Origin of the sequence: Bacillus sp. FSL L8-0358 (assembly GCF_038593095.1) — a bacterium.
GTDB lineage: Bacteria > Bacillota > Bacilli > Bacillales > Bacillaceae > Bacillus > Bacillus subtilis.
Genome location: NZ_CP151962.1, coordinates 979,936 through 1,000,376, shown reverse-complemented (window position 1 = coordinate 1,000,376; position 20,441 = coordinate 979,936). Strand labels below are relative to the sequence as shown.

The following is a 20,441-nucleotide window of genomic DNA, read 5'->3' as shown; positions in this document are numbered from 1 at the left end:
TGCAGAACGCTGCATCCTCTTTTTTATAAATATCTGCGGTGAACACCTTTTCCGTCGTACGAAAACATGACTTCCTTATCCTCAAGCACAGACTCAATGTGCACGCTTCTTCCCCAAAGCTGGAATAAATAAGGGAGCACTTTCTCCAAATATTTCAAATCTAACTCTATTCCCTCATACCAATGCTTAATATAGAGCTCGTTATTTTTCATATAATCGCCGTCGTTTACTGTCAAATATGGAAAACCGCCATTTACCCGCATGCTTACGAGCTGGTCGCGCACCGACTTCCACTGTTTATCGATGATTTTATAATCTCGGCCCTGTTTTTGAAATAAATAAAGATCCTCGCGCATGACTAATTCTTTGGTTAAATAATTGCGGATGAAAGAGATATCGGATTCAATCTCCCTGACCTCAAACATTTTCTCCCGGCCGGAGTCAGGCTGCACGCCCATTTTCTTCATTTCCTCCGTCGGGTTGTTGTACCTCTCCTCAATGTCTTCAAATATTTTTAGCCCTAAATAATAAGGATTAATGCCTGTTTTGGACGGCTGAACGACACCTGCATTCAGCTTGGCGAACTCGATCGCTTCATCAGAGGTTAAATCAAGCTCACGTATAATTCGCTGGTGCCAATAGGAAGCCCAGCCCTCATTCATAATCTTGGTTTCCAGCTGAGGCCAGAAATAAAGCATTTCCTCTCTCATCATCGTTAATATATCACGCTGCCATGGCTCCAGCTCCCGGGAATGCTCCTCGATAAAAAGCAGGATATCTTTTTCAGGCCGCGGCGGGAACGGTTTTTTCGATTTTTTCACTTGTTTTTTCGGTTTCTTTTCATCCAAAGACCATAGATCATCGTAAGGCGTGGCTGCCTCTTCAATCTCCTCTTCCTCATCATCCACACTCCATTGGAGCTTTGGTCGGACCAACGACGGATCGATATGCTCCTGAATCGAAAGGATCGCATCTAAAAAAGATTCGACTTCTTTTATCCCGTGAACCTGTTCATAGTGTTTTATCCGTTCAGCTGTTGCCGCCATGCTTTCCACCATATCGCGCTTCGTGTTTTGGAAACGGCAGTTGTTTTTGAAGAAATCGCAATGGGCAAGAACGTGTGCGACAATCAATTTATTTTGGATCAGTGAGTTGCTGTCCAGCAAAAAAGCGTAGCATGGATCTGAGTTAATGACCAGCTCATAGATCTTACTTAACCCTAGATCATAGTGCAGCTTCATCTTATGAAACTGCTTGCCGAAGCTCCAGTGGCTGAATCTTGTCGGCATCCCGTACGCGCCAAATGTATAAATAATTTCAGCCGGGCAGATTTCATATCTCATCGGGTAGAAATCAAGGCCGAATCCTTTTGCAATTTCGGTAATTTCCTCAATTGCCCGCTGTAATCCCTTCTTCTCCTCCGCGTTCAACCGAATCCCCCCTACTTGGACTTATCTATAATGTATGAGCCCGCCAGACAAAAGATGATAGTCTCACTCGGGCAAGAAAAAATTCCTCCGGCACATTCATCTGTTTGCTTATTGGATCAGTGGGTAAACACACACCATACTACGAAAAAGGAGCGATACCAATTGAATGTAGCAGACGTGCTTTCTTCTTATCTCAGTAAGCTGCCAAACGTAATCATTGCTTTACTCGTCTTATTAATCGGCTGGGCTATTGCTAAAATCATTGAAAAAGCGGTATACAAAGGACTCAGCAAAACAAAAATCGACGACAAGCTCTTTGCTGGGAAAAAGCCTTCACGCTATTCCTCGGAAAAAGTCATAAGCAAGGTCGTTTATTTTATCGCACTGATCATCGTCTTTATTTTATTCTTTAACATTTTGCACCTGACAACAGTGGCATCGCCGTTTGTCAGTATGCTTTCGGCGATTGCAGCTGCGATCCCAAGCGTGCTGAAAGCCGGACTCATTCTGCTGTTAGGATGGGCTGCAGCCTCTGTTTTGAGCTTCCTTGTCAAAAAAATCGGGATGAAGCTGAACACGAGTGACAAACTGCGCAAGTGGAATTTGGTGTCTGAAGGAAAAGATATTCACCAGGCTGTCAATACCGCTTCACAAATTGTCTTTTATCTCGTGCTGCTTGTTTTTCTGCCAGGGGTCTTATCTTCTTTGAAAATCAGCGGCATTTCAGGTCCTTTTACAAATATGATGGAAAGCGTGCTCGCTTTTCTGCCGAAATTATTTGCAGCGGCGCTTATCGTATTAATCGGCTGGCTTGTTGCCCGCCTTGTCCGTGATATCATTACGAATTTCCTTGCAAGCATCGGCACGGAAAGATTCGCGGCACGTATGGGTTTATCAATTTACTTAAAAGACACAAGCCTTTCAGCAGTCATCGGAACAATCGCTTATGTGCTGATTATGATTCCGGTGGTCATTTCAGCGCTTGATCAGCTGGATGTCGCCGGCATTTCAAAACCAGCTGTCTCTATGCTGAATACGATTTTAAACATGCTTCCGAACATCATAATTGCCATCGTGCTTGTTTTAGCGGGTATCTGGGCAGGAAAATGGGTGAAATCCATGGTGTCCGGACTGCTCCATCGCGCAGGCTTTGATTCTGTCTTAGGGAAAATGGGCATGGAAGCCGGAACGCCTGCAAAGCTGTCCTTGTCTCAAGTTGTCGGTATGATTGCGCAAATCATTGTCATTCTGCTCTTTACAGCTGAGGCGCTTCAAATTGTTCGGCTGCACTTCCTCGTAGAAGTTGCCACCGGCATCATCGCGTATCTGCCGAATGTCCTTGTCGCCGTATTCATTCTCGGACTCGGCCTTTACGCAGGAGAATTGGTGAGAAAAGTGCTCGCAAGCATGATAAAAGGTCAGGAATTCAAGTCTTTAGCACCTATTGCTAAATATACGATTATCGCACTTGCTTTCTTTATGGCCCTGGATCAGCTTGGTGTCGCTGCGACAATCGTCAATTCCGCGTTCATCATCGTTCTTAGCGGCTTCGCACTTGCTTTTGGTTTATCCTTCGGCCTTGGCGGTAAGGATTTTGCATCACGTTATCTGTCTACATTTGAACGCAAAATGCAAAACACAGAAATCGAAAAAAACCGTAAAAACCAAAATCCGCCGAATGACATGTAAGCAAAAAACATGCACCCAGCTGGGTGCATGTTTTTTCAATTCCTTTTTTTTCATTTTTCAATCGATTATGATAAGATATAGAAAATGTCTTATTCTGAGGTCTTATTATGAAGTTAACCAATTATACAGATTATTCATTAAGAGTGTTGATTTTTCTGGCTGCAGAGCGTCCCGGAGAACTTTCAAATATAAAACAGATTGCCGAAACGTATTCTATTTCAAAAAATCATCTCATGAAAGTCATATACAGGCTCGGCCAGCTCGGCTACGTAGAAACGATACGCGGACGGGGCGGCGGCATACGATTAGGCATGGAACCTGAAGACATCAACATCGGTGAGGTTGTCAGAAAAACGGAGGACGATTTTAATATTGTTGAATGTTTTGATGCGAACAAGAATCTCTGTGTTATTTCCCCGGTTTGCGGCTTAAAACATGTGCTGAATGAAGCGCTTTTAGCCTACCTCGCAGTTTTAGACAAATACACACTGCGCGACCTCGTCAAAAACAAAGAAGATATCATGAAGCTTTTAAAAATGAAGGAATAGATTAAGATTCCTTCTTTTTTTATGCCCTTTTTCCCCCTTATTGTTAAGATAATTTGGCTATTTTTATAAAAAGGCAAAACGATGAGACAAATGTGCCGATATAAAAAAGAAACAGCAAATGCAAAATCATTGGGGGAAAAAGGAGAGCTAAGATGAAAAAGAAATTAGCAGCAGGGCTGACAGCATCTGCGATTGTCGGCACAACTTTAGTAGTGACACCAGCTGAAGCAGCAACGATTAAGGTCAAAAGCGGAGATTCTTTATGGAAACTGGCCCAAACCTATAACACAAGTGTGGCGGCCCTCACATCCGCCAATCATCTTTCGACTACTGTTCTGTCGATCGGCCAGACGCTTACTATTCCAGGCAGCAAATCCAGCACTTCTTCATCTACTTCAAGCTCAACAACCAAGAAGAGCGGAAGTTCTGTTTACACAGTGAAAAGCGGAGATTCACTTTGGCTGATCGCAAATGAGTTTAAAATGACGGTACAGGAACTGAAAAAATTAAACGGACTAAGCAGCGATTTAATTCGTGCTGGGCAGAAATTAAAGGTGTCCGGTACTGTTTCTTCAAGCTCTAGTTCCAGTAAAAAAAGCAACTCTAATAAGAGTTCAAGCTCCAGTTCAAAAAGCAGTTCTAATAAGAGTTCAAGTTCTTCATCTTCTACGGGAACATATAAGGTGCAGCTTGGAGATTCACTTTGGAAAATTGCAAACAAAGTCAATATGTCCATCGCTGAATTGAAGGTCTTGAACAACTTAAAATCAGACACCATTTACGTGAATCAGGTGTTGAAAACAAAATCAAGCGGCTCTGATACGTCTTCTAAAGACAATTCATCCAAATCGAACCAATCTTCAGCAACAACTAAATATACCGTTAAAAGCGGTGATTCACTTTGGAAAATCGCAAACAACTATAACCTGACTGTACAGCAAATCCGAAATATCAACAATCTGAAATCAGATGTGCTTTACGTTGGACAAGTATTGAAGCTGACAGGTAAAGCATCTTCAGGCTCTTCATCATCGTCGTCTTCTTCGTCAAATGCAAGCTCCGGCACGACGACTACATACACGGTGAAAAGCGGTGATTCCTTATGGGTGATTGCACAAAAATTTAATGTAACAGCTCAGCAGATTCGTGAGAAAAACAATTTAAAAACGGATGTCTTGCAGGTTGGCCAAAAGCTGGTCATTTCCGGAAAAGCTTCATCATCGTCTTCATCCGGTTCTTCAAACACCACCAGCTCAACGAGTGCGAAGATTAACACAATGATTTCGGCCGCTAAAGCGCAGCTTGGGGTTCCGTATCGCTGGGGAGGCACGACACCGTCCGGGTTTGACTGCAGCGGATTCATTTATTATGTACTGAACAAAGTCACATCCGTATCTAGATTAACGGCAGCGGGATATTGGAACACAATGAAATCAGTTAGCCAGCCTGCTGTCGGAGATTTCGTTTTCTTTACAACATATAAAGCCGGCCCTTCCCACGTCGGAATTTACCTAGGCAACGGGGAATTCATAAATGCCAACGATTCCGGAGTTGTCATTTCCAATATGAATAACTCTTACTGGAAACAGCGCTATCTCGGTGCAAAACGATATTTCTAAAAACAGAAACTGTGCGGCCTTAACGGCTGTACAGTTTTTTATTAGAGCCTAAAGACGTTGATGCTGATCATATGATTTGTCACCGGATGAAAATAGACTTCGGCCCGAACAGAAAAAGTGTCATCTTTTTGTCTGACTGTCACCCGAAAGACATCTTTCGTCTGCTGATCATTCACCTCTGTACGCCCCATATAAGCATAATCAGAAAATGAAGCGCCCTTATATTCATCCTGAATTTTGCTCCAGGCAAGCTGTTCCCACTTTTGAACGGACTCGTTTGTGTCCGTTGAATGACCTTTTGCAGCCATTGACACGATAATCAATCCGCAAAAAAGAAGCGCAATGGTATACGGCAGAGATTTCATTTTTTCAGTCTCCTGTACCCAGAATATGTTCCCTCATAGGTTTACCAAAAGCGATATCTTCATTCAGGCATTTTGATTTTATGTCTCCCTCATATTGCTACCCCTTTACTGACGCAGACGGCAAGTTTTGCCCCGTCAATAACAGAGGATGCGGCATAAACTAATCATGAACTTCTCACCCAAGAAAGGAGAAGCGATTCATGGATTATGCCGATTACGATAAAGCGCTTTATTACACCCATCGTTCTCAATGGGATAATTTATTAATTTTAATGGTGCGTACAGAGGACGATTTGTTATCAAAACGAATTGAGCATTTTCTGCATGCGTATCATTTTGAACAGGATTACGCCGTTTTAGAAAAGATGCTGTATTCCCTTCTCCGTTATATTGATCATGCCACAGAGCTGACTTATGAAGATCAAATAGCCCTTCTCACATAAACAAATCCCGGCGTTTAGACGCCGGGATTTCCTGTTTTTGCGAACATGCTGAGTTCTTCGACAAGCTCTTTTAAGCTTTCCTTAATGTTTTCAGCCACTGTAGCATTTTCAACATCAATATGCACCGGATCAAGCACCAGCTGCTTTGGGATGACATTGGCGTAGAAACCCCGCATCACAGTTCTCATATTGTTCAGCGCATTGATGCCGCCTTTTCCGCCTCCCGCTACTGCCAATAATGCAACGGGCTTATATTTGAATTGTTCGTTGCTTAGAAAATCCAAGGCATTTTTTAAAGCGCCGCTCATGCCGCTGTGATATTCAGGCGATAATAATACAATCGCTTCCGCTTTAGTAACGCGTTGTTTAAGCTCCTGTACCTTCAACAGTTCAGATTGATCCGCTTCACCGTTAAAAATCGGCAATACAAACTCACTTAGATCAATCAAATCCGTGTGATACAGTGCTGAAATATAGGATGCTGCAATTCTTGTCCTGCCATGTTTTCTAGGCGTGCCATTTATGACTAACATGTTCATTTCGAGATCTCTCCATTCAGGTTATATTTCACTGCGAAAAGCGCTGCTTGCGTACGATCAGCCACTTCAAGTTTTGCTAAAAGATTCGATACATGGGTTTTTACTGTTTTTTCTGAAATAAACAAGGCTGCTGCGATTTCTTTATTGCTTTTCCCGTTCGCTATTTCAGTCAGAACGTCTTTTTCCCTTCTTGTTAATTGATAGTATTTTTCTTTTTCCGGGTCGTGCTGATTTTTCATATGTGTCAGCACATGGGGCATAATAGCTGTAGAAAGCTTGTATTCGCCAGCATGCACTTGTCTTAGTGTTTTCACCAATTCCTCGGGCTCCGTATCCTTTAATTGATACGCCTTCGCGCCTGCCTGAAGCGCGGGGATGACGTGCTCCTGATCAGAGTAGCTCGTCAGCACAATGATATTCGTCTCCGGGAATTGCTGTATTGCTTTTTTAATGGCTTGAATGCCGTCCATCTCGGGCATAGACAGATCCATTAGCACAAGATCCGGCTTTGTCTCTTCGATGATACGGAGAGCTTCTATTCCGGTTGCAGCTTCTCCGACAACTTCAATATCATCCTGGGTGGCAAAGAAAAAACGCAGACCCTTTCTGACAACATGATGATCATCAGCAATGACAATTTTCATACCGCCCCTCCTTTTCGGCTTTTTAGCGGAAGCCTGATGGACAGCTTTGTTCCAGTTCCAAGCGCTGACTCAATCCAAAACTTAGCGCCGGCTTTTTCCGCCCGTTCTTTCATACCCTTGATGCCAAGTGAAGGCAGACCGGCATGCGCTTCATAGCGAAATCCTGCCCCATGATCGATTATATCCAGCTCCGCATGGCACAAAGAAGCAGTCAGACTAACATACGCCGTATCCGTTCCGGCATGCTTTTTGCAGTTATTTAAAGCTTCCTGTACGACACGCCATAGCATATGCTCCTGCTCATCAGTCAGAACAGGACAGCCTTTTTGTGTAAAAATGATCTTCAATCCAATGAGCGCACCATAGCTTTTAATGGCTTCAGCCAGCCCTTTTTCCAATCCTCCGGGGCGAAGCTGCCAAATTAACGCTTTCATTTCTGCGAGCGCGTCCTGTGATAGGTTTTGGATGAAATCAATCATCTGCTGTAAATTTTCATCTTTTGTTAGTGTCTTCGCAGCTTTGGCAGTTAAACTGACGGAAAACAGCATTTGATTGACTGAATCGTGAAGCTCCTGAGCGAGGCGGTTACGCTCCATTAAAAGAGCATTTTTTTGTTGATATTCAGAAAGCCTCATACGCTGAATTGCCGTTCCGATCTGAAAAGCGACAGACTCGAGTAAATGCAGCTCTTCCTCATCAAACATGGTTTTTCCGGCCGCCGCTACATTTAACAATCCGAATCTTCTGTCCCCATCTTCTAAAGGCACAGTTGCATGATGCGTAATCCCTTCTGTGTCAAAACAATGCAGGTTTTCTGCTGATTCGATGCGTTTGCAGTTCATGATATTTGCAGCCTTTCTAAGCCCTCCGTTATTGAATTTCGTCAGGCAGTAACACTCCCCTTCGCACATCAGCACTTTTTCCTTGCGGCTTAAAGCCGGAGGCAGATACGCATCGGCCGCTAACGTATAAGTTCCATCTTCTTCGATCAGAAAAATCCATCCGGATTGAAGGTTTGTCAGACTCAGCAACTCTTTTAAAACCTCATCCAGTGTTGCTTTGATATCGTGCCCTTGATTTAAGGTTTCCGCAATCATTTTAAGCGTTTTTAATTTTTCCATCCTCGTTTTGCTCACGTTTCTCACTCCGGCATTGATCTTGTATTTAAGATTATACCAGTTTTTTGTATTTCATTACTTCACTTGTAGGATGATTTTCTTTCAGACTTTTGGATGAGAAAAAGAAAAAGCCGGATCATTTACAATGACCCAGCTCATACTTGAATTATTTTGCTGTCGACTCAACAATTTCATCAACCGTCTTCATTACATCTTCAGAAAGGACGGCAAGTCGCTTTTCACTGTCTTCCAAAGATGACCCTTTTACGGCGAAATAAAATTTCACCTTCGGCTCAGTTCCAGAAGGACGAAGACAGAACCAAGACCCGTCTTCCAGGAAGTATTTCAATACATTTGATTTTGGCAAGTCGATGGCTTCTTCTTTGTTTTCAGTCAGAAGCGTCCGTTTGCTTACAGCGTAATCTTCTGCTGTGACAACCTGTTTACCCGCCATTTTCTGCGGTGGATTTTGTCTGAAGGAAGCAAGAATCGCTTCAATTTGCTCTGCTCCTTGTTTGCCTTTCAGCGTCAGGGATTTCAGCCCTTCACGATAAAAACCATATTCGTTAAAGAGATTGATGAGCGCCTCATACAATGACATTCCCTGTTTTTTATAAAACGCGCAAACTTCAACTGCCAAAAGCGCAGCCTGAATGGCGTCCTTATCGCGGGCAAAATCCCCGATTAAATAACCGTAGCTCTCTTCATAACCAAATTGGAAGGTATACTGGCCTGATGCTTCGTATTCCTTAATCTTTTCACCGATAAACTTAAAGCCTGTCAGCGTATCAATCGTATCAAGGCCGAATGAAGAAGCTACAGCACGGCCGATTTCGCTTGTGACGATCGTTTTGAGAACAACACCGTTATCAGGCAGGATGCCTTGTTTTTTCTTTTCAGAAAGTAGGTAATGAAGCAGCAGCGCTCCGGTTTGGTTTCCTGTCAGCACTGTATATTTGCCTTGATCGTTTTTCACCGCGATGCCGAGGCGGTCAGCATCAGGGTCTGTCGCGATGAGAATATCTGCATTCTGCTCCTCCCCAAGCTTAATGGCATATTCGAATGCCGCATGCTCTTCCGGGTTCGGCGATGTAACAGTGGAGAAGTTTGAATCCGGCAGTTCCTGTTCTTTGACAACCGTTACATTTTTGTAGCCGAGTGCTTCAAGACCGCGTCTGACCGGTTTATTTGCAGTTCCATGCAGCGGTGTGAAAACAACCTTTACATCTACTTCTTCCGATAATTCAGGATGTACAGAAATCGACGCCAGTTTTTCTGTATAAACTTTATCAATATCTTCACCGATGATTTTAATTAAGCCTTTTTCTTTTAACTTATTTTCTTCGTCTACTGTGATCGTCAGCTCATTTTCAATCGCGTTTACCTGCTCAATGACAATGTCCGCTTCCTTTGGAGGCAGCTGACCGCCATCATCCCCATATACTTTGTAGCCGTTATATTCAGGCGGGTTATGGCTTGCCGTTACCACAATTCCACCATAAGCGTTCAGCTGTCTGACAGCGAATGACAGCTCTGGCGTCGGGCGAAGCTCATCAAACACGTATGTTTGGATGCCTTGTGTCGCAAGTGTTTTTGCCGCTTCCATCGCGAACTCCGGAGATTTATGGCGGGAATCATAAGCAATGACAACGCCCCGTTTTTTCGCTTCCTCACCTTGCTTCGAGATGTATGCCGCAAACCCGGCCGATGCTTTGCGCACAGTGTAAATATTCATCCGATTTGTCCCGGCGCCGATTTCCCCGCGCATTCCGCCGGTACCGAATTCAAGGTCTTTATAGAAACAGTCCTCAAGGGCCTGTTCATCTCCCTCTAATTCAATAAGGCGCTCTTTTAATTCCGGATCTAAATGTTCTGTCTGTTTCCAGCGTTCATAGCTCTTTCTCCAAGTCATATTCGTCCTCCTATGTATCAGCTTATGCCATTATTTTATATGAAGCGGGTGCCTCTGTCACTTGATAACCTGAGATCTGGCCCTTTCCACGTAAAAAGAAATAACGGGCTGCAGACAGCCCGTTATGATTTATTGCTCAAGCGGTACGACCGCATCGTGTAAAAGCTTGTTGAGGTTTTCTGTATGTTTGTTTTTCGCCTGCTCATCCCATTGGAATCGCTCGCTCATAAAATCAATAACGGCATCTTTATATGTTCTTACCCAATTGATATCAAAAAATAAACGTCCCGTTCTGCGGACAAAGAAGTCAGCAGGGGTTGCAGTCATCTCTTCTTCTATACTGTATTCTGCCTCAGCAAGAATATGAACCGGAATGTTGCGTTTCGCGGCTTCATCTTTCAGCGCTTCTACCCGGTCAAAGACGCGATCTACGTTAGAGCCGTATCTGATCGCCAGCTGTTTTGCGTCTTTTTCTGATAAACCGGCTGCAATTCCTTCTTTTGTTTTCGTGGTAACGAAGGACATGAGATTTTTCGAACCGCCGACGTGCCCGCCAGAGATTGGCATGTTTTTCGTTTTACATGGTCCAAAATCCTTTTCGCCCTCTTCTTTTAAGCGATCACGGACAAGATCAACGATGTGCTCCGCCATTTTTCTGTATCCAGTCAGTTTTCCGCCGGCAATGGTGATCAGGCCTGAGTCAGATGTCCAAATCTCGTCTTTCCGTGAAATTTCAGAAGGATCTTTGCCTTCTTCATGAATCAGCGGACGCAGCCCCGCCCAGCTGGATTCGATGTCATTCGCAGTGATATTCAGTTCCGGGAACATGTAATTGATTGATTTGATGACATAATCACGATCCTCCGTTGTCATCCGAGGATGCTCCAGCGCCTCTTTGTAAACAGTGTCTGTTGTTCCCACGTATGTTTTGCCTTCACGAGGAATCGCAAATACCATCCGGCCATCAGGTGTATCGAAATATACAGCCTGTTTCAGCGGAAAGACAGACTGGTCAAATACAAGGTGAATGCCTTTTGTATGCTGCAAATGCTTTCCGTTTTTCGAATGGTCTTTTTCTCTGAGCTGATCGACCCAAGGGCCTGTAGCATTGACAATTTTTTTCGCATACACTTTATATTCTTTCTTTGTCAGCACATCTTCAATTAATACGCCGACGGCTTTGCCTTTTTCGTAAAGAAGCTCCTTCACTTTGGAGTAATTCACAGGCTCTGCCCCGAATTTCACCGCTTCCTTCATGACTTCGATGGTCAGTCTCGCATCGTCAGTGCGGTATTCCACATAATACCCGCCGCCTTTTAAGCCGTCTTTTTTCACCAAAGGCTCTTTTTGCAGCGTTTCTTTTGCTGAAAGCATGCTTCTTCGTTCTGACTTTTTCACACCTGCAAGGAAGTCATAAACTCTTAACCCGATAGATGTTGTAAATGAACCGAATGTGCCGCCTTTATGAAACGGAAGCAGCATCCATTCCGGTGTAGTGACATGCGGGCCGTTTTCATACACAATCGCCCGCTCTTTTCCTACCTCAGCGACCATTTTCACTTCAAATTGTTTTAAATAGCGCAAGCCGCCATGTACCAGCTTTGTTGATCGGCTTGATGTTCCCGCCGCAAAGTCCTGCATTTCGCTTAGTGCGACCTTCATTCCCCTTGATGCCGCGTCAAGAGCTGTTCCGGCTCCTGTAATTCCTCCTCCGATAATAAATAGGTCATATGTTTTTTTCGTCATGTCTGTCAGCATGCGATCTCTTTCAAGACTTGAAAATTGATGTTTCATCATTACGTTTCCTCCTTGTTGTCACGGTAAATAGAAAAAGAGACCACAACAGCCAAAGTGCATGCTTACACTTTGGTGCTGTGGTCTCTCCTCATCTCAGGACCGTTCTTATTAACTTGTAACCATTATACCATAGTATTACTTTATTTAAAAGCCATAGCTGCTTTCACGGCTTTTTGCCAGCCTTTATACAGCTCATTTCGTTTTTCTTCTTCTAATTCAGGTTCAAACCGTTTATCCAGATTCCACTGGTTCGCGATTTCAGAACGGTCCTTCCAGAATCCCACAGCGATACCTGCCAAATAAGCCGCGCCAAGTGCAGTCGTTTCATTAATTTCCGGACGCTCCACAGGAACATTCAACAGGTCTCCTTGGAACTGCATTAGGAAATTGTTTTTTACAGCTCCTCCGTCTACACGAAGCGTCTTTAATGAAATGTTTGAATCTGCTTCCATTGCGTCAAGCACATCTTTTGTCTGATAAGCCAATGACTCCAGTGTCGCACGGATAAAGTGCTCTTTTGTTGTCCCTCTTGTCAGGCCGAAAACCGAACCGCGCACATCGCTGTCCCAGTAAGGCGTTCCCAGTCCGACAAAGGCCGGAACGACATATACGCCGTCAGTTGAATCCACTTTCTCTGCATAAGATTCGCTAAGCGAAGAGTCCTGGAACATTCTCAATCCGTCTCTAAGCCACTGGATGGCAGAGCCAGCGACAAAAATGCTTCCTTCTAACGCATAGTTAACTTTTCCGTCAATGCCCCAAGCAATTGTTGTCAAAAGCCCATGTTCGGACTTAATTGCTTTTTCCCCTGTATTCATCAGCATGAAACATCCAGTGCCGTATGTGTTTTTCCCCATGCCTTCTTCAAAGCATGCCTGGCCGAACAATGCGGACTGCTGGTCTCCTGCCGCTCCCGCAATCGGAATATTTTTTCCGAAGAAGTGATAATCAACAGTCTCCGCATACACATGGGAAGACGGCTTCACTTCAGGGAGCATGGATTTCGGTACGCCTAGAATGTCGAGCAGTTCATCGTCCCATTTTAAATCGTAAATATTAAACATCAGTGTTCTTGAGGCATTGGAGTAATCGGTCACATGCGCTTTTCCGCCTGACATTTTCCAAATGAGCCACGTATCAATCGTTCCAAACAGCAGCTCGCCTTTTTCCGCTTTTTCTCTTGCGCCTTCCACATTGTCTAAAATCCACTTCACCTTCGTGCCGGAGAAGTATGGATCGATTAAAAGCCCGGTTTTTTCTCTGAATTTATCATTATATCCTTTTTCACGAAGTTCCTCACAAATGCCGGACGTCTGTCTGGACTGCCAAACGATTGCATTATAGACAGGACTTCCTGTATCTTTATCCCACACAACCGTCGTCTCGCGCTGGTTCGTGATGCCGATGCCGGCAATTTGAGAAGCGCTGATTCCTGATTCAGAGATGACTGAGGCGATAACCGCGAGGACAGAGCCCCAAATTTCATTGGCATTATGCTCAACCCAGCCAGGATGCGGGAAGTATTGTGTAAATTCCTTTTGAGCAGAGTGGACAATTTTGCCTTCTTTATTAAACAGAATCGCTCTTGAACTTGTCGTCCCCTGATCTAAGGATAAAATGTACGTTTCCATAAGATGTCTCCCCTTTGATTAAATATATTTAGAATTTGATAATGTTTTAGCAGAATGTGATTTCGTATAAACATAGAGTCCTAACAATACCACAACCAATATAACGCTTACAATCCAGAAGCTGCTTGTGATGTGCCCTTTAAATGCAGCGTTGTAAAATACGCCGCCGAATGATCCGCCTAAAATCGGGCCGACTACCGGAACCCATGCGTATTTCCAGTTTGATGAGCCCTTCCCCGGAATCGGAAGAAAAGCGTGGGCTATCCGCGGACCTAAGTCACGCGCAGGATTAATAGCATAGCCGGTGGTGCCTCCCAGAGAAATACCGATTGCTACAATGAGGAAACCGACGATTAAAGGATTAAGTCCTTCTGTAAATTGATTTGCCCCAATGGCCAAGATTCCAAGCACAAGGACAAATGTCCCAATCACTTCGCTTAAAACGTTTGCAAATGTATGCGGAATGCTGGGCCCTGTTGAGAAAACACCCAGCTTGGCAGCGGGATCATCCGTTGACTTCCAGTGCGGGAGGTAATGCAGATAAATAATCACCGCACCGATGATCGCTCCGATCATTTGCGCCGCAATATAAACCGGAACCTCTTTCCATGGAAAATCTCCTACAAATGCAAGCGCTATCGTTAGCGCCGGATTCAAATGGGCGCCGCTGATGCCGCCAACCGCGTATGCCGCCATGGCAACACCCAATCCCCATCCAAATACAACAACAATCCAGCCAGACTGGAATGAAAGCGATTTCTTTAAATTGACACCTGCACAAACACCTGCACCAAAAATGATAAGCAGCATCGTACCGATGACTTCTCCCCAAAATGCTGTCATAGCACATTCCTCCTAAAGTCACGATTAAAAAGCATGATAGAGAAGAAGAGAATAAAAAAACCACAACAAACCGCTTTACGGGTGCATAAACATTTGCCGTAAAGAGCTGCTGTGGTCTCCGAGTTCTCCATCACAATGTATTAACCTAGTGCAATTGTATCAGTGCATGAAAGCGGTGTCAATCACTTTCCGTCAAAAAGTTTTCATATTTTTTCCATAATTTGGCATTAGATGTTGTGACAGCTACAGCCCCCGCTTTCAATGCCTGCTCTACATCCTCTTCCGTACGGATGAAACCCCCGGCAAAGATGGGAATCCCTGTTTTCTCTTTTATTTCCTGAATGAGTGACGGAACGATGCCGGGAAGCACTTCGATGAAGTCAGGCTTATGCTTGCCGATAAACTCCATGCTTTTCTCCATCGCGCTTGTATCAAGCAAAAACAGGCGCTGAATGGCATAAATTTTCTTCTGCTTCGCTTTGGCAATCACGTTCGATCTTGTGGAAATAATCCCAGCGGGCTTGATATCCTGACATATAAATTCCGCACCGTATTCGTCATGCTTAATCCCTTGAATGAGATCGACGTGCACCATCATGTTCTTTCCGTGCTTTTGCGCTTCTTTGATCACGCCCTTCAGCTGGCCGAGATGAATATCAAGAATAACACCGTAAGAGAACGAACTGTTCAAAAACTCATCAAATTGCTTCATATTGCGAATAGCCGGTAAGATCGGCTGGTTGTGAAAACTCATCATGTTCTCCTTTAATAAATCACTTTTATATTATATCGTTTGAAAGCTTTCTTTCACCGTTTTCACGATAAAGGAAAGGTCCTCTTCTGTCAGGCAAAATGGCGGCGCGAGCTGGATGACGTTGTTGTAACCGGCGACTGTATCGCCGTTTTTGCCGATGATCAGCCCTTTTTCTTTGCATGCCGCAACCACTTGGTTTACTTTGGCGGCATCAGCCGGCTCTTTAGTCAATTTATCTTTGACGAGTTCGATTCCGATCAGCAGCCCTTTTCCTCTAACATCCCCGACTGCCGGGTGTTCTCTCAGAGCTTGAAGCTCACCTAAAAGCTTTGCTCCAAGATCGCGGGATCGCTGAATCAGCTGTTCGTCCTCCATAATTTGCAGGTTTTTCAACGCCAAGGCACAGGCTGCCGGGCTTCCGCCGAACGTGTTCACGTGGCGGAAACGGTCATAAGGAGCTTCCCCCTGATACGCTTCGAAAATGTCCCGTTTAACAGCAGTCGCTGACAATGGCAGATACGCGCTTGTGATTCCCTTTGCCATCGTAATGATATCAGGCTTCACACCGTAGTGCATAAACCCGAACGGCTCGCCTGTCCGTCCAAACCCGCAGATCACTTCATCGCAAATCAAAAGGGCTCCGTGGCGCCGGCAAATGTCCTCCACCTTTTTCATATATCCGTCCGGCGGCATTAGGATGCCCCCGCCTGTAATGATGGGCTCCATAATGACCCCGGCAATCGTTTCGCTTAATTCCCATGTCATGATGCGGTCGATTTCATTTGCGCTTTCAAGCGTGTCTGCATCATCAGGATTCCGGTATATATCTGGCGGAGCTGCATGCAGAAATCCTTGGCTCAAAGGCTCGTATTTATATTTGCGCTGCGCCTGTCCGGTAGCTGAGAGCGCTCCCAATGTATTGCCGTGGTATGCCCGATATCTTGAGATGAATTTATAACGGCTGTGGTCGCCGTTTTGCAGATGGTACTGGCGGGCAATTTTAAAAGCAGTTTCGTTTGCTTCCGATCCGCTGTTGGAAAAAAAGATAACATAATCGCCGCCAAGCCATTCATTCAGCTTTTCCGCCAGTTGAATTGCGGGTGCGTGACTTTGCGTTAACGGGTAGTAAGGCAGCTCCTTTAGTTGCTCATAGGCAGCCTCCGCAAGCTCCTTTCTGCCGTAACCAATGTTGACGCACCACAAACCGGACATCGCATCCAAATAGCGGCGTCCGTCTATGTCGGTTACCCAGGCTCCTTCGGCCTTCTGGGCTATCAGGCTGTCCGCTTGATGCGCTCCCTTCATGGCATGCCACACAAATTGCTCATCTTTTTGCTTTAATCCCTGATTTTGCTGAATGTTTTCCATCCCCATCATCTCCATTTCATTAGCGTTCCCTATAATGCCAATTCAATTGAAACAGACCTTCTCTTTATGTGATGTCTTGGTGATGATTTCCCTGCCTTCAATATAAAGCCAGACCGGGTCAGAGTCAATAAACCGTGTAAATAATAAAACATCCTCTTTCTCAAGAAGAAAGAGGATGCAGCATCCAAAGCAAAACAGGCAAAGTGACAATGCTCAGCATCGTACTGATAAAGGTCGCACTCGAAACGACTTGGACAGCCATTGCAATAGCAATGTGAAGCCTAGCCGTTTTCTGTATGATATAGGAAATGGCGAAAATACAGAAACTCCATAAGGCACCTTCTTTTCCACTATACAATTTACTTTTAATTTAAAGAAAACCTAAACAATTCCGCTTTTGTTTAAAAAAACCCGCCAATGCAGGCGGGTTTTTTCGGGATTATTTTTTATATTGAATATGATAAATATCACGCCGTCTGTCTTTTAGCTGGCGCACTGTACCGTTTTGGCGCTGTCTTCTGAGAATTTCCAGGTCAACATCGCCGATGACGACCATTTCAATATTCGGGTTTGTTTCGCCGACAATGCCGTCTCGGGCGAATTCAAAATCAGACGGGGCAAAGATGCCTGACTGGGCGTATTGGATATCCATGTTTTCCGTTTGCGGAAGGTTTCCGACCGTTCCCGAGATAACCGTATAAATTTGATTTTCAACCGCTCTAGCCTGCGAACAGTATCTGACACGCAGATAGCCTTGACGGTCTTCTGTACAAAATGGCGTAAAGATGATTTTGGCTCCTTTATCAGCCGCAATCCGGGCAAGCTCAGGAAATTCAATGTCATAACAGATCTGGATCGCGATTTTTCCGCAGTCCGTATCAAACACGCGAACCTGGTCTCCTGCGCTGATCCCCCACCATTTGCGTTCATTCGGCGTAATATGGAGTTTGTATTGCTTTTCGATTGTTCCGTCCCGTCTGAACAGGTAAGCGATATTATAGATCTTGCCTTCCTCTTCGACGAAATGAGATCCGCCGATAATGTTGACGTTATACTTCACAGCCAAGTCAGTAAACAGGCTGATGTAATCTTCTGTATACTCGGTAATTCTCTGCACCGCCAAGCTCGGTGACCGTTCCTCAAGGAAAGACATCAGCTGGGTTGTGAAAATTTCCGGGAACACCGCAAAATCAGATCTTGCGTCGGAAGCAACATCGACATAGTATTCTACTTGATTCGCAAATTCCTCAAAGGAATAAATTTTCTTCATTTCGTATTGGATCACACAAATTCTAACAGGGAACGCCGATTTATAATAGCGTTTTGTCTGCTGCGGTAGATAATCGACATTATTCCATTCCATCAGCGTCGCATACTTGATCGAAGCTGTATCATCCGGGAGATAGTTCGGGTTAATTCGCATAAGGGTAAAGCCGTTCATCAGCTGAAAAGAAAGAACCGGATCGTAAATTTGGTGGCGTGTCACCTGTTCAACATACTCTCTCGCTGTCATTTCCTCTGCATATTTGTGATAGTTTGGAATCCGTCCGCCTATGATGATGCTTTTCAGGTTTAAGCGTCTGGCTAAGTCCTTTCTCGCCTCGTACAAACGGTGGCCGATCTTCATTCGTCTGTATTTCGGGTGCACCATGACTTCAATTCCGTACATATTCAAGCCGTCAGGATTATGGTTGGTGATATAACCGTCATCTGTAATGTCCTGCCACGTATGACGGTCATCATATTCATCAAAGTTAATCAGGAGACTTGAGCACGAACCGATAATTTCACCTTCGAATTCTGCACAAAACTGTCCTTCTGGAAAATGCTCCAAATGGCTGATTAAATGCTCCCGCTTCCAAGGCTCCATTCCTGGAAAGCAGTCCTTTTGAAGATCGATAATCTTGTCGATGTCTTTTTCTTCGATATTGCGGATAACCATTTTCTTTTCAAACCGGGTCAAATCTAATTTCTCAGACAACCTACTCGCTCCTTTCTAGTTTTGTGAGTTCAGATGATCAAGCAATAGGGCGAGCTCCATCTCCGCCATTGATTCAAGCCTGTGATCATAGTCTTCAAACATCAAGGTACCCGTTACTTTATTCGGGACAATGACACACTTCATACCTGCACGTTTCGCAGCAATCGAACCATTGACAGAATCCTCAAACGCGAGACATTCCGCTGGCGATACCCCGAGGTTTTTTGCCGCCAATAAATAGAGTTCAGGATTCGGCTTCACCTCTTCCACATCATCAGCCGTTTGAATAACTTCAAAATCATCAAACAGGCCGATTTGCTTCAAATGGCCGGACACCCATTTATAATCAGAGCTGGAGGCAAGGCCTATTTTTAAGCCTAAATCCTTTGCCGCATTCAAATACGCTTCGACACCAGGTCTCGCTTTTTCTGTTTCCATGCGTTTGGCGAACCGCTCTCTTCTCAATTTTGTGAGCTCTTCATGGTTCAGCTTTTCCCCGATCTGCTCTTCTAAATAGTCAAAAGGCCGGAAACCCGCAGCAGTTCCGATGACCTTTCCCCAGACAGATAGCGGCAGCACTGAGCCGTGCTCTTCAAATATTTCCTGAAGAACCTCATATTCGTGTGTTTCTGTATCTAGAATAAGCCCGTCAAAATCAAAAATTAACGCTTTAATCACTGGGTACAACTCCTTTAGTCCGAATTGAGACATATGTATACACTCACTATACCCCGAAACAAGTCTGCTTTCAAAAAGTAAGGTTTTATGTGAAGAAAGAGCCTGCACACTGCAAGCTCTTTCTTATTAATGAATGTTTTGGTGAGAAATGTTTGTCAGCGCTGATCCCGCAGACTCGTTCGACATCTGATTGACTGCCAGGTCTCCAAGCGCAACGATCCCGACTAGATTGTTTTGATCTACAATAGGAAGGCGGCGGATTTGGTGCTGGGCCATCAGCTGCGACGCGTCTTCCAGACTCATATTAGGGTTTCCTGATACGAGTTCTGTTGACATCACTTCTGAAACGGGTGTCTGGCCATCACGGCCCTGAGCTGTAGTTCTTAATGCAATGTCACGGTCAGTCAGCATTCCTTTTAAAACACCTTGCTCTACAACGGGGATCGCCCCGACGTTATGCTGTTTCATTAGAGAAGCCGCTTCCTGAATCGTTTGATTCGGAGAAACGGTTGCCACCTGCGTTGTCATTGTATCTTTAACTGAACTCATTGTCAGCACCCCTTTCAATCATTAGTATGTTCAGACACGAGCCGTTTAAAAAGGGAGTTAGAGGAAAGGTTTTATGATATGATTTCTCTGATACAAAAAAGAGCTTTTCTAAAAATAGAAAAGCTCTTGCCGCATGATTATATCAGCCTTCTTTGACCGAAAAAGGCTTTGTTAGTCTTCTTTTGAAAGTCAGAAAAAGCAAACGGAAAATAAATCCCAAAATCATTCAGCATCTTGCTGTTTTTTTCAAAAATCGCCTGATCACTCAAATCAGAGTGCGGCGAAGGCTTGGTCAGGATAATATGTATCATTTGCAGACAAGCCATAATTTGAAATGCTTCTTTTAATGTTCCTTGGTAATAATGGTTATTTAAAGACAGAACGCCTTTCTTTTTAAAGCGCTGAATGTCCAGTTCGGAGAAATAAAGAGGAAATACATCATGGATCAGCTCCATAGACAGCTCCTTGATAAAGCTCTCCTGTTCTGCAGTTGCTGCGTTCACAATTCTCACGTCAATCACCTTTCTTGCCAT

At 44.4% G+C, this 20,441-nt stretch carries 19 protein-coding genes; 4 read left to right on the top strand and 15 right to left on the bottom strand.

What is annotated here, in order from left to right:
• Positions 1–23: 23 nt before the first annotated feature.
• A complete protein-coding gene (spoVR, locus tag NYE49_RS05170) occupies positions 24–1,430 on the bottom strand; it encodes a stage V sporulation protein SpoVR (protein WP_014479295.1) in 1,407 nt (468 codons plus the stop codon).
• A gap of 30 nt (positions 1,431–1,460) precedes the next feature.
• Here spoVR and NYE49_RS05165 point away from each other — a divergent pair, with 30 nt between their 5' ends.
• From NYE49_RS05165 to lytF, 3 genes are all read left to right on the top strand, one after another.
• Positions 1,461–3,119, top strand: coding sequence for a mechanosensitive ion channel (locus NYE49_RS05165; protein WP_174616650.1), 1,659 nt, complete (start codon positions 1,461–1,463; stop codon positions 3,117–3,119).
• A gap of 107 nt (positions 3,120–3,226) precedes the next feature.
• On the top strand, positions 3,227–3,667 hold the full coding sequence (gene nsrR, locus NYE49_RS05160; protein ID WP_014479293.1) for a nitric oxide-sensing transcriptional repressor NsrR: 441 nt from the start codon (positions 3,227–3,229) through the stop codon (positions 3,665–3,667).
• 152 nt (positions 3,668–3,819) lie between these two features.
• Entirely contained in the window at positions 3,820–5,286 is a 1,467-nt protein-coding gene (gene lytF / locus NYE49_RS05155) for a peptidoglycan endopeptidase LytF (protein WP_015483006.1), read from the top strand.
• Between the two features lie 41 nt (positions 5,287–5,327).
• Here lytF and NYE49_RS05150 read toward each other — a convergent pair whose 3' ends face one another.
• Positions 5,328–5,651 carry a YqzG/YhdC family protein gene (locus NYE49_RS05150; protein ID WP_014476269.1) on the bottom strand — a complete coding sequence of 108 codons (324 nt, stop codon included), beginning with the start codon at positions 5,649–5,651 and terminating at the stop codon, positions 5,328–5,330.
• Between the two features lie 200 nt (positions 5,652–5,851).
• Between NYE49_RS05150 and NYE49_RS05145 the strand changes: the two genes are divergently transcribed.
• Positions 5,852–6,094, top strand: a complete 243-nt coding sequence (locus NYE49_RS05145; RefSeq protein ID WP_003233373.1) for a YhdB family protein — start codon at positions 5,852–5,854, stop codon at positions 6,092–6,094.
• 14 nt (positions 6,095–6,108) lie between these two features.
• Here the strand turns inward: NYE49_RS05145 and yhdA are convergent, their stop codons facing one another.
• The 13 genes from yhdA to NYE49_RS05080 form a co-directional block, all read right to left on the bottom strand.
• Positions 6,109–6,633 (bottom strand): FMN-dependent NADPH-azoreductase, encoded by a 525-nt coding sequence (yhdA, locus tag NYE49_RS05140; protein WP_174616651.1) that lies wholly within the window; start codon positions 6,631–6,633, stop codon positions 6,109–6,111.
• Positions 6,630–7,277 (bottom strand): two-component system response regulator YhcZ, encoded by a 648-nt coding sequence (gene yhcZ, locus NYE49_RS05135; RefSeq protein ID WP_100506256.1) that lies wholly within the window; start codon positions 7,275–7,277, stop codon positions 6,630–6,632. Before yhcZ ends, yhdA begins: the two co-directional genes overlap by 4 nt.
• Positions 7,274–8,413: a two-component system sensor histidine kinase YhcY gene (gene yhcY / locus NYE49_RS05130; protein ID WP_063334950.1), complete on the bottom strand. Its 1,140-nt coding sequence runs from the start codon at positions 8,411–8,413 to the stop codon at positions 7,274–7,276. Before yhcY ends, yhcZ begins: the two co-directional genes overlap by 4 nt.
• 148 nt (positions 8,414–8,561) lie before the next feature.
• Complete coding sequence (gene pgcA, locus NYE49_RS05125) at positions 8,562–10,307, bottom strand: phosphoglucomutase (protein ID WP_029726344.1); 1,746 nt, start codon at positions 10,305–10,307, stop codon at positions 8,562–8,564.
• 129 nt (positions 10,308–10,436) lie between these two features.
• Positions 10,437–12,104, bottom strand: a complete 1,668-nt coding sequence (glpD, locus tag NYE49_RS05120) for a glycerol-3-phosphate dehydrogenase (RefSeq protein WP_015383198.1) — start codon at positions 12,102–12,104, stop codon at positions 10,437–10,439.
• 140 nt (positions 12,105–12,244) lie between these two features.
• Positions 12,245–13,735, bottom strand: coding sequence for a glycerol kinase GlpK (gene glpK, locus NYE49_RS05115; RefSeq protein ID WP_003233384.1), 1,491 nt, complete (start codon positions 13,733–13,735; stop codon positions 12,245–12,247).
• 18 nt (positions 13,736–13,753) lie between these two features.
• Positions 13,754–14,578, bottom strand: a complete 825-nt coding sequence (gene glpF, locus NYE49_RS05110; RefSeq protein WP_003233386.1) for a glycerol uptake facilitator protein GlpF — start codon at positions 14,576–14,578, stop codon at positions 13,754–13,756.
• 178 nt (positions 14,579–14,756) lie between these two features.
• Complete coding sequence (gene glpP / locus NYE49_RS05105; RefSeq protein WP_080344178.1) at positions 14,757–15,335, bottom strand: glycerol uptake operon antiterminator GlpP; 579 nt, start codon at positions 15,333–15,335, stop codon at positions 14,757–14,759.
• A 27-nt stretch (positions 15,336–15,362) separates the two neighbouring features.
• On the bottom strand, positions 15,363–16,715 hold the full coding sequence (locus NYE49_RS05100; protein WP_003233390.1) for an aspartate aminotransferase family protein: 1,353 nt from the start codon (positions 16,713–16,715) through the stop codon (positions 15,363–15,365).
• Positions 16,716–17,139: 424 nt separating this feature from the next.
• Positions 17,140–18,681 carry a bifunctional GNAT family N-acetyltransferase/carbon-nitrogen hydrolase family protein gene (locus tag NYE49_RS05095; RefSeq protein ID WP_003245514.1) on the bottom strand — a complete coding sequence of 514 codons (1,542 nt, stop codon included), beginning with the start codon at positions 18,679–18,681 and terminating at the stop codon, positions 17,140–17,142.
• 15 nt (positions 18,682–18,696) lie between these two features.
• Positions 18,697–19,359 (bottom strand): HAD family hydrolase, encoded by a 663-nt coding sequence (locus tag NYE49_RS05090; RefSeq protein ID WP_047182338.1) that lies wholly within the window; start codon positions 19,357–19,359, stop codon positions 18,697–18,699.
• 126 nt (positions 19,360–19,485) lie between these two features.
• The gene (locus tag NYE49_RS05085; RefSeq protein WP_003245462.1) at positions 19,486–19,908 is read right to left on the bottom strand and encodes a CBS domain-containing protein; all 423 of its coding nucleotides are present in this window, start codon (positions 19,906–19,908) and stop codon (positions 19,486–19,488) included.
• Positions 19,909–20,045: 137 nt separating this feature from the next.
• On the bottom strand, positions 20,046–20,441 hold the full coding sequence (locus tag NYE49_RS05080) for a YhcU family protein (RefSeq protein ID WP_003233401.1): 396 nt from the start codon (positions 20,439–20,441) through the stop codon (positions 20,046–20,048).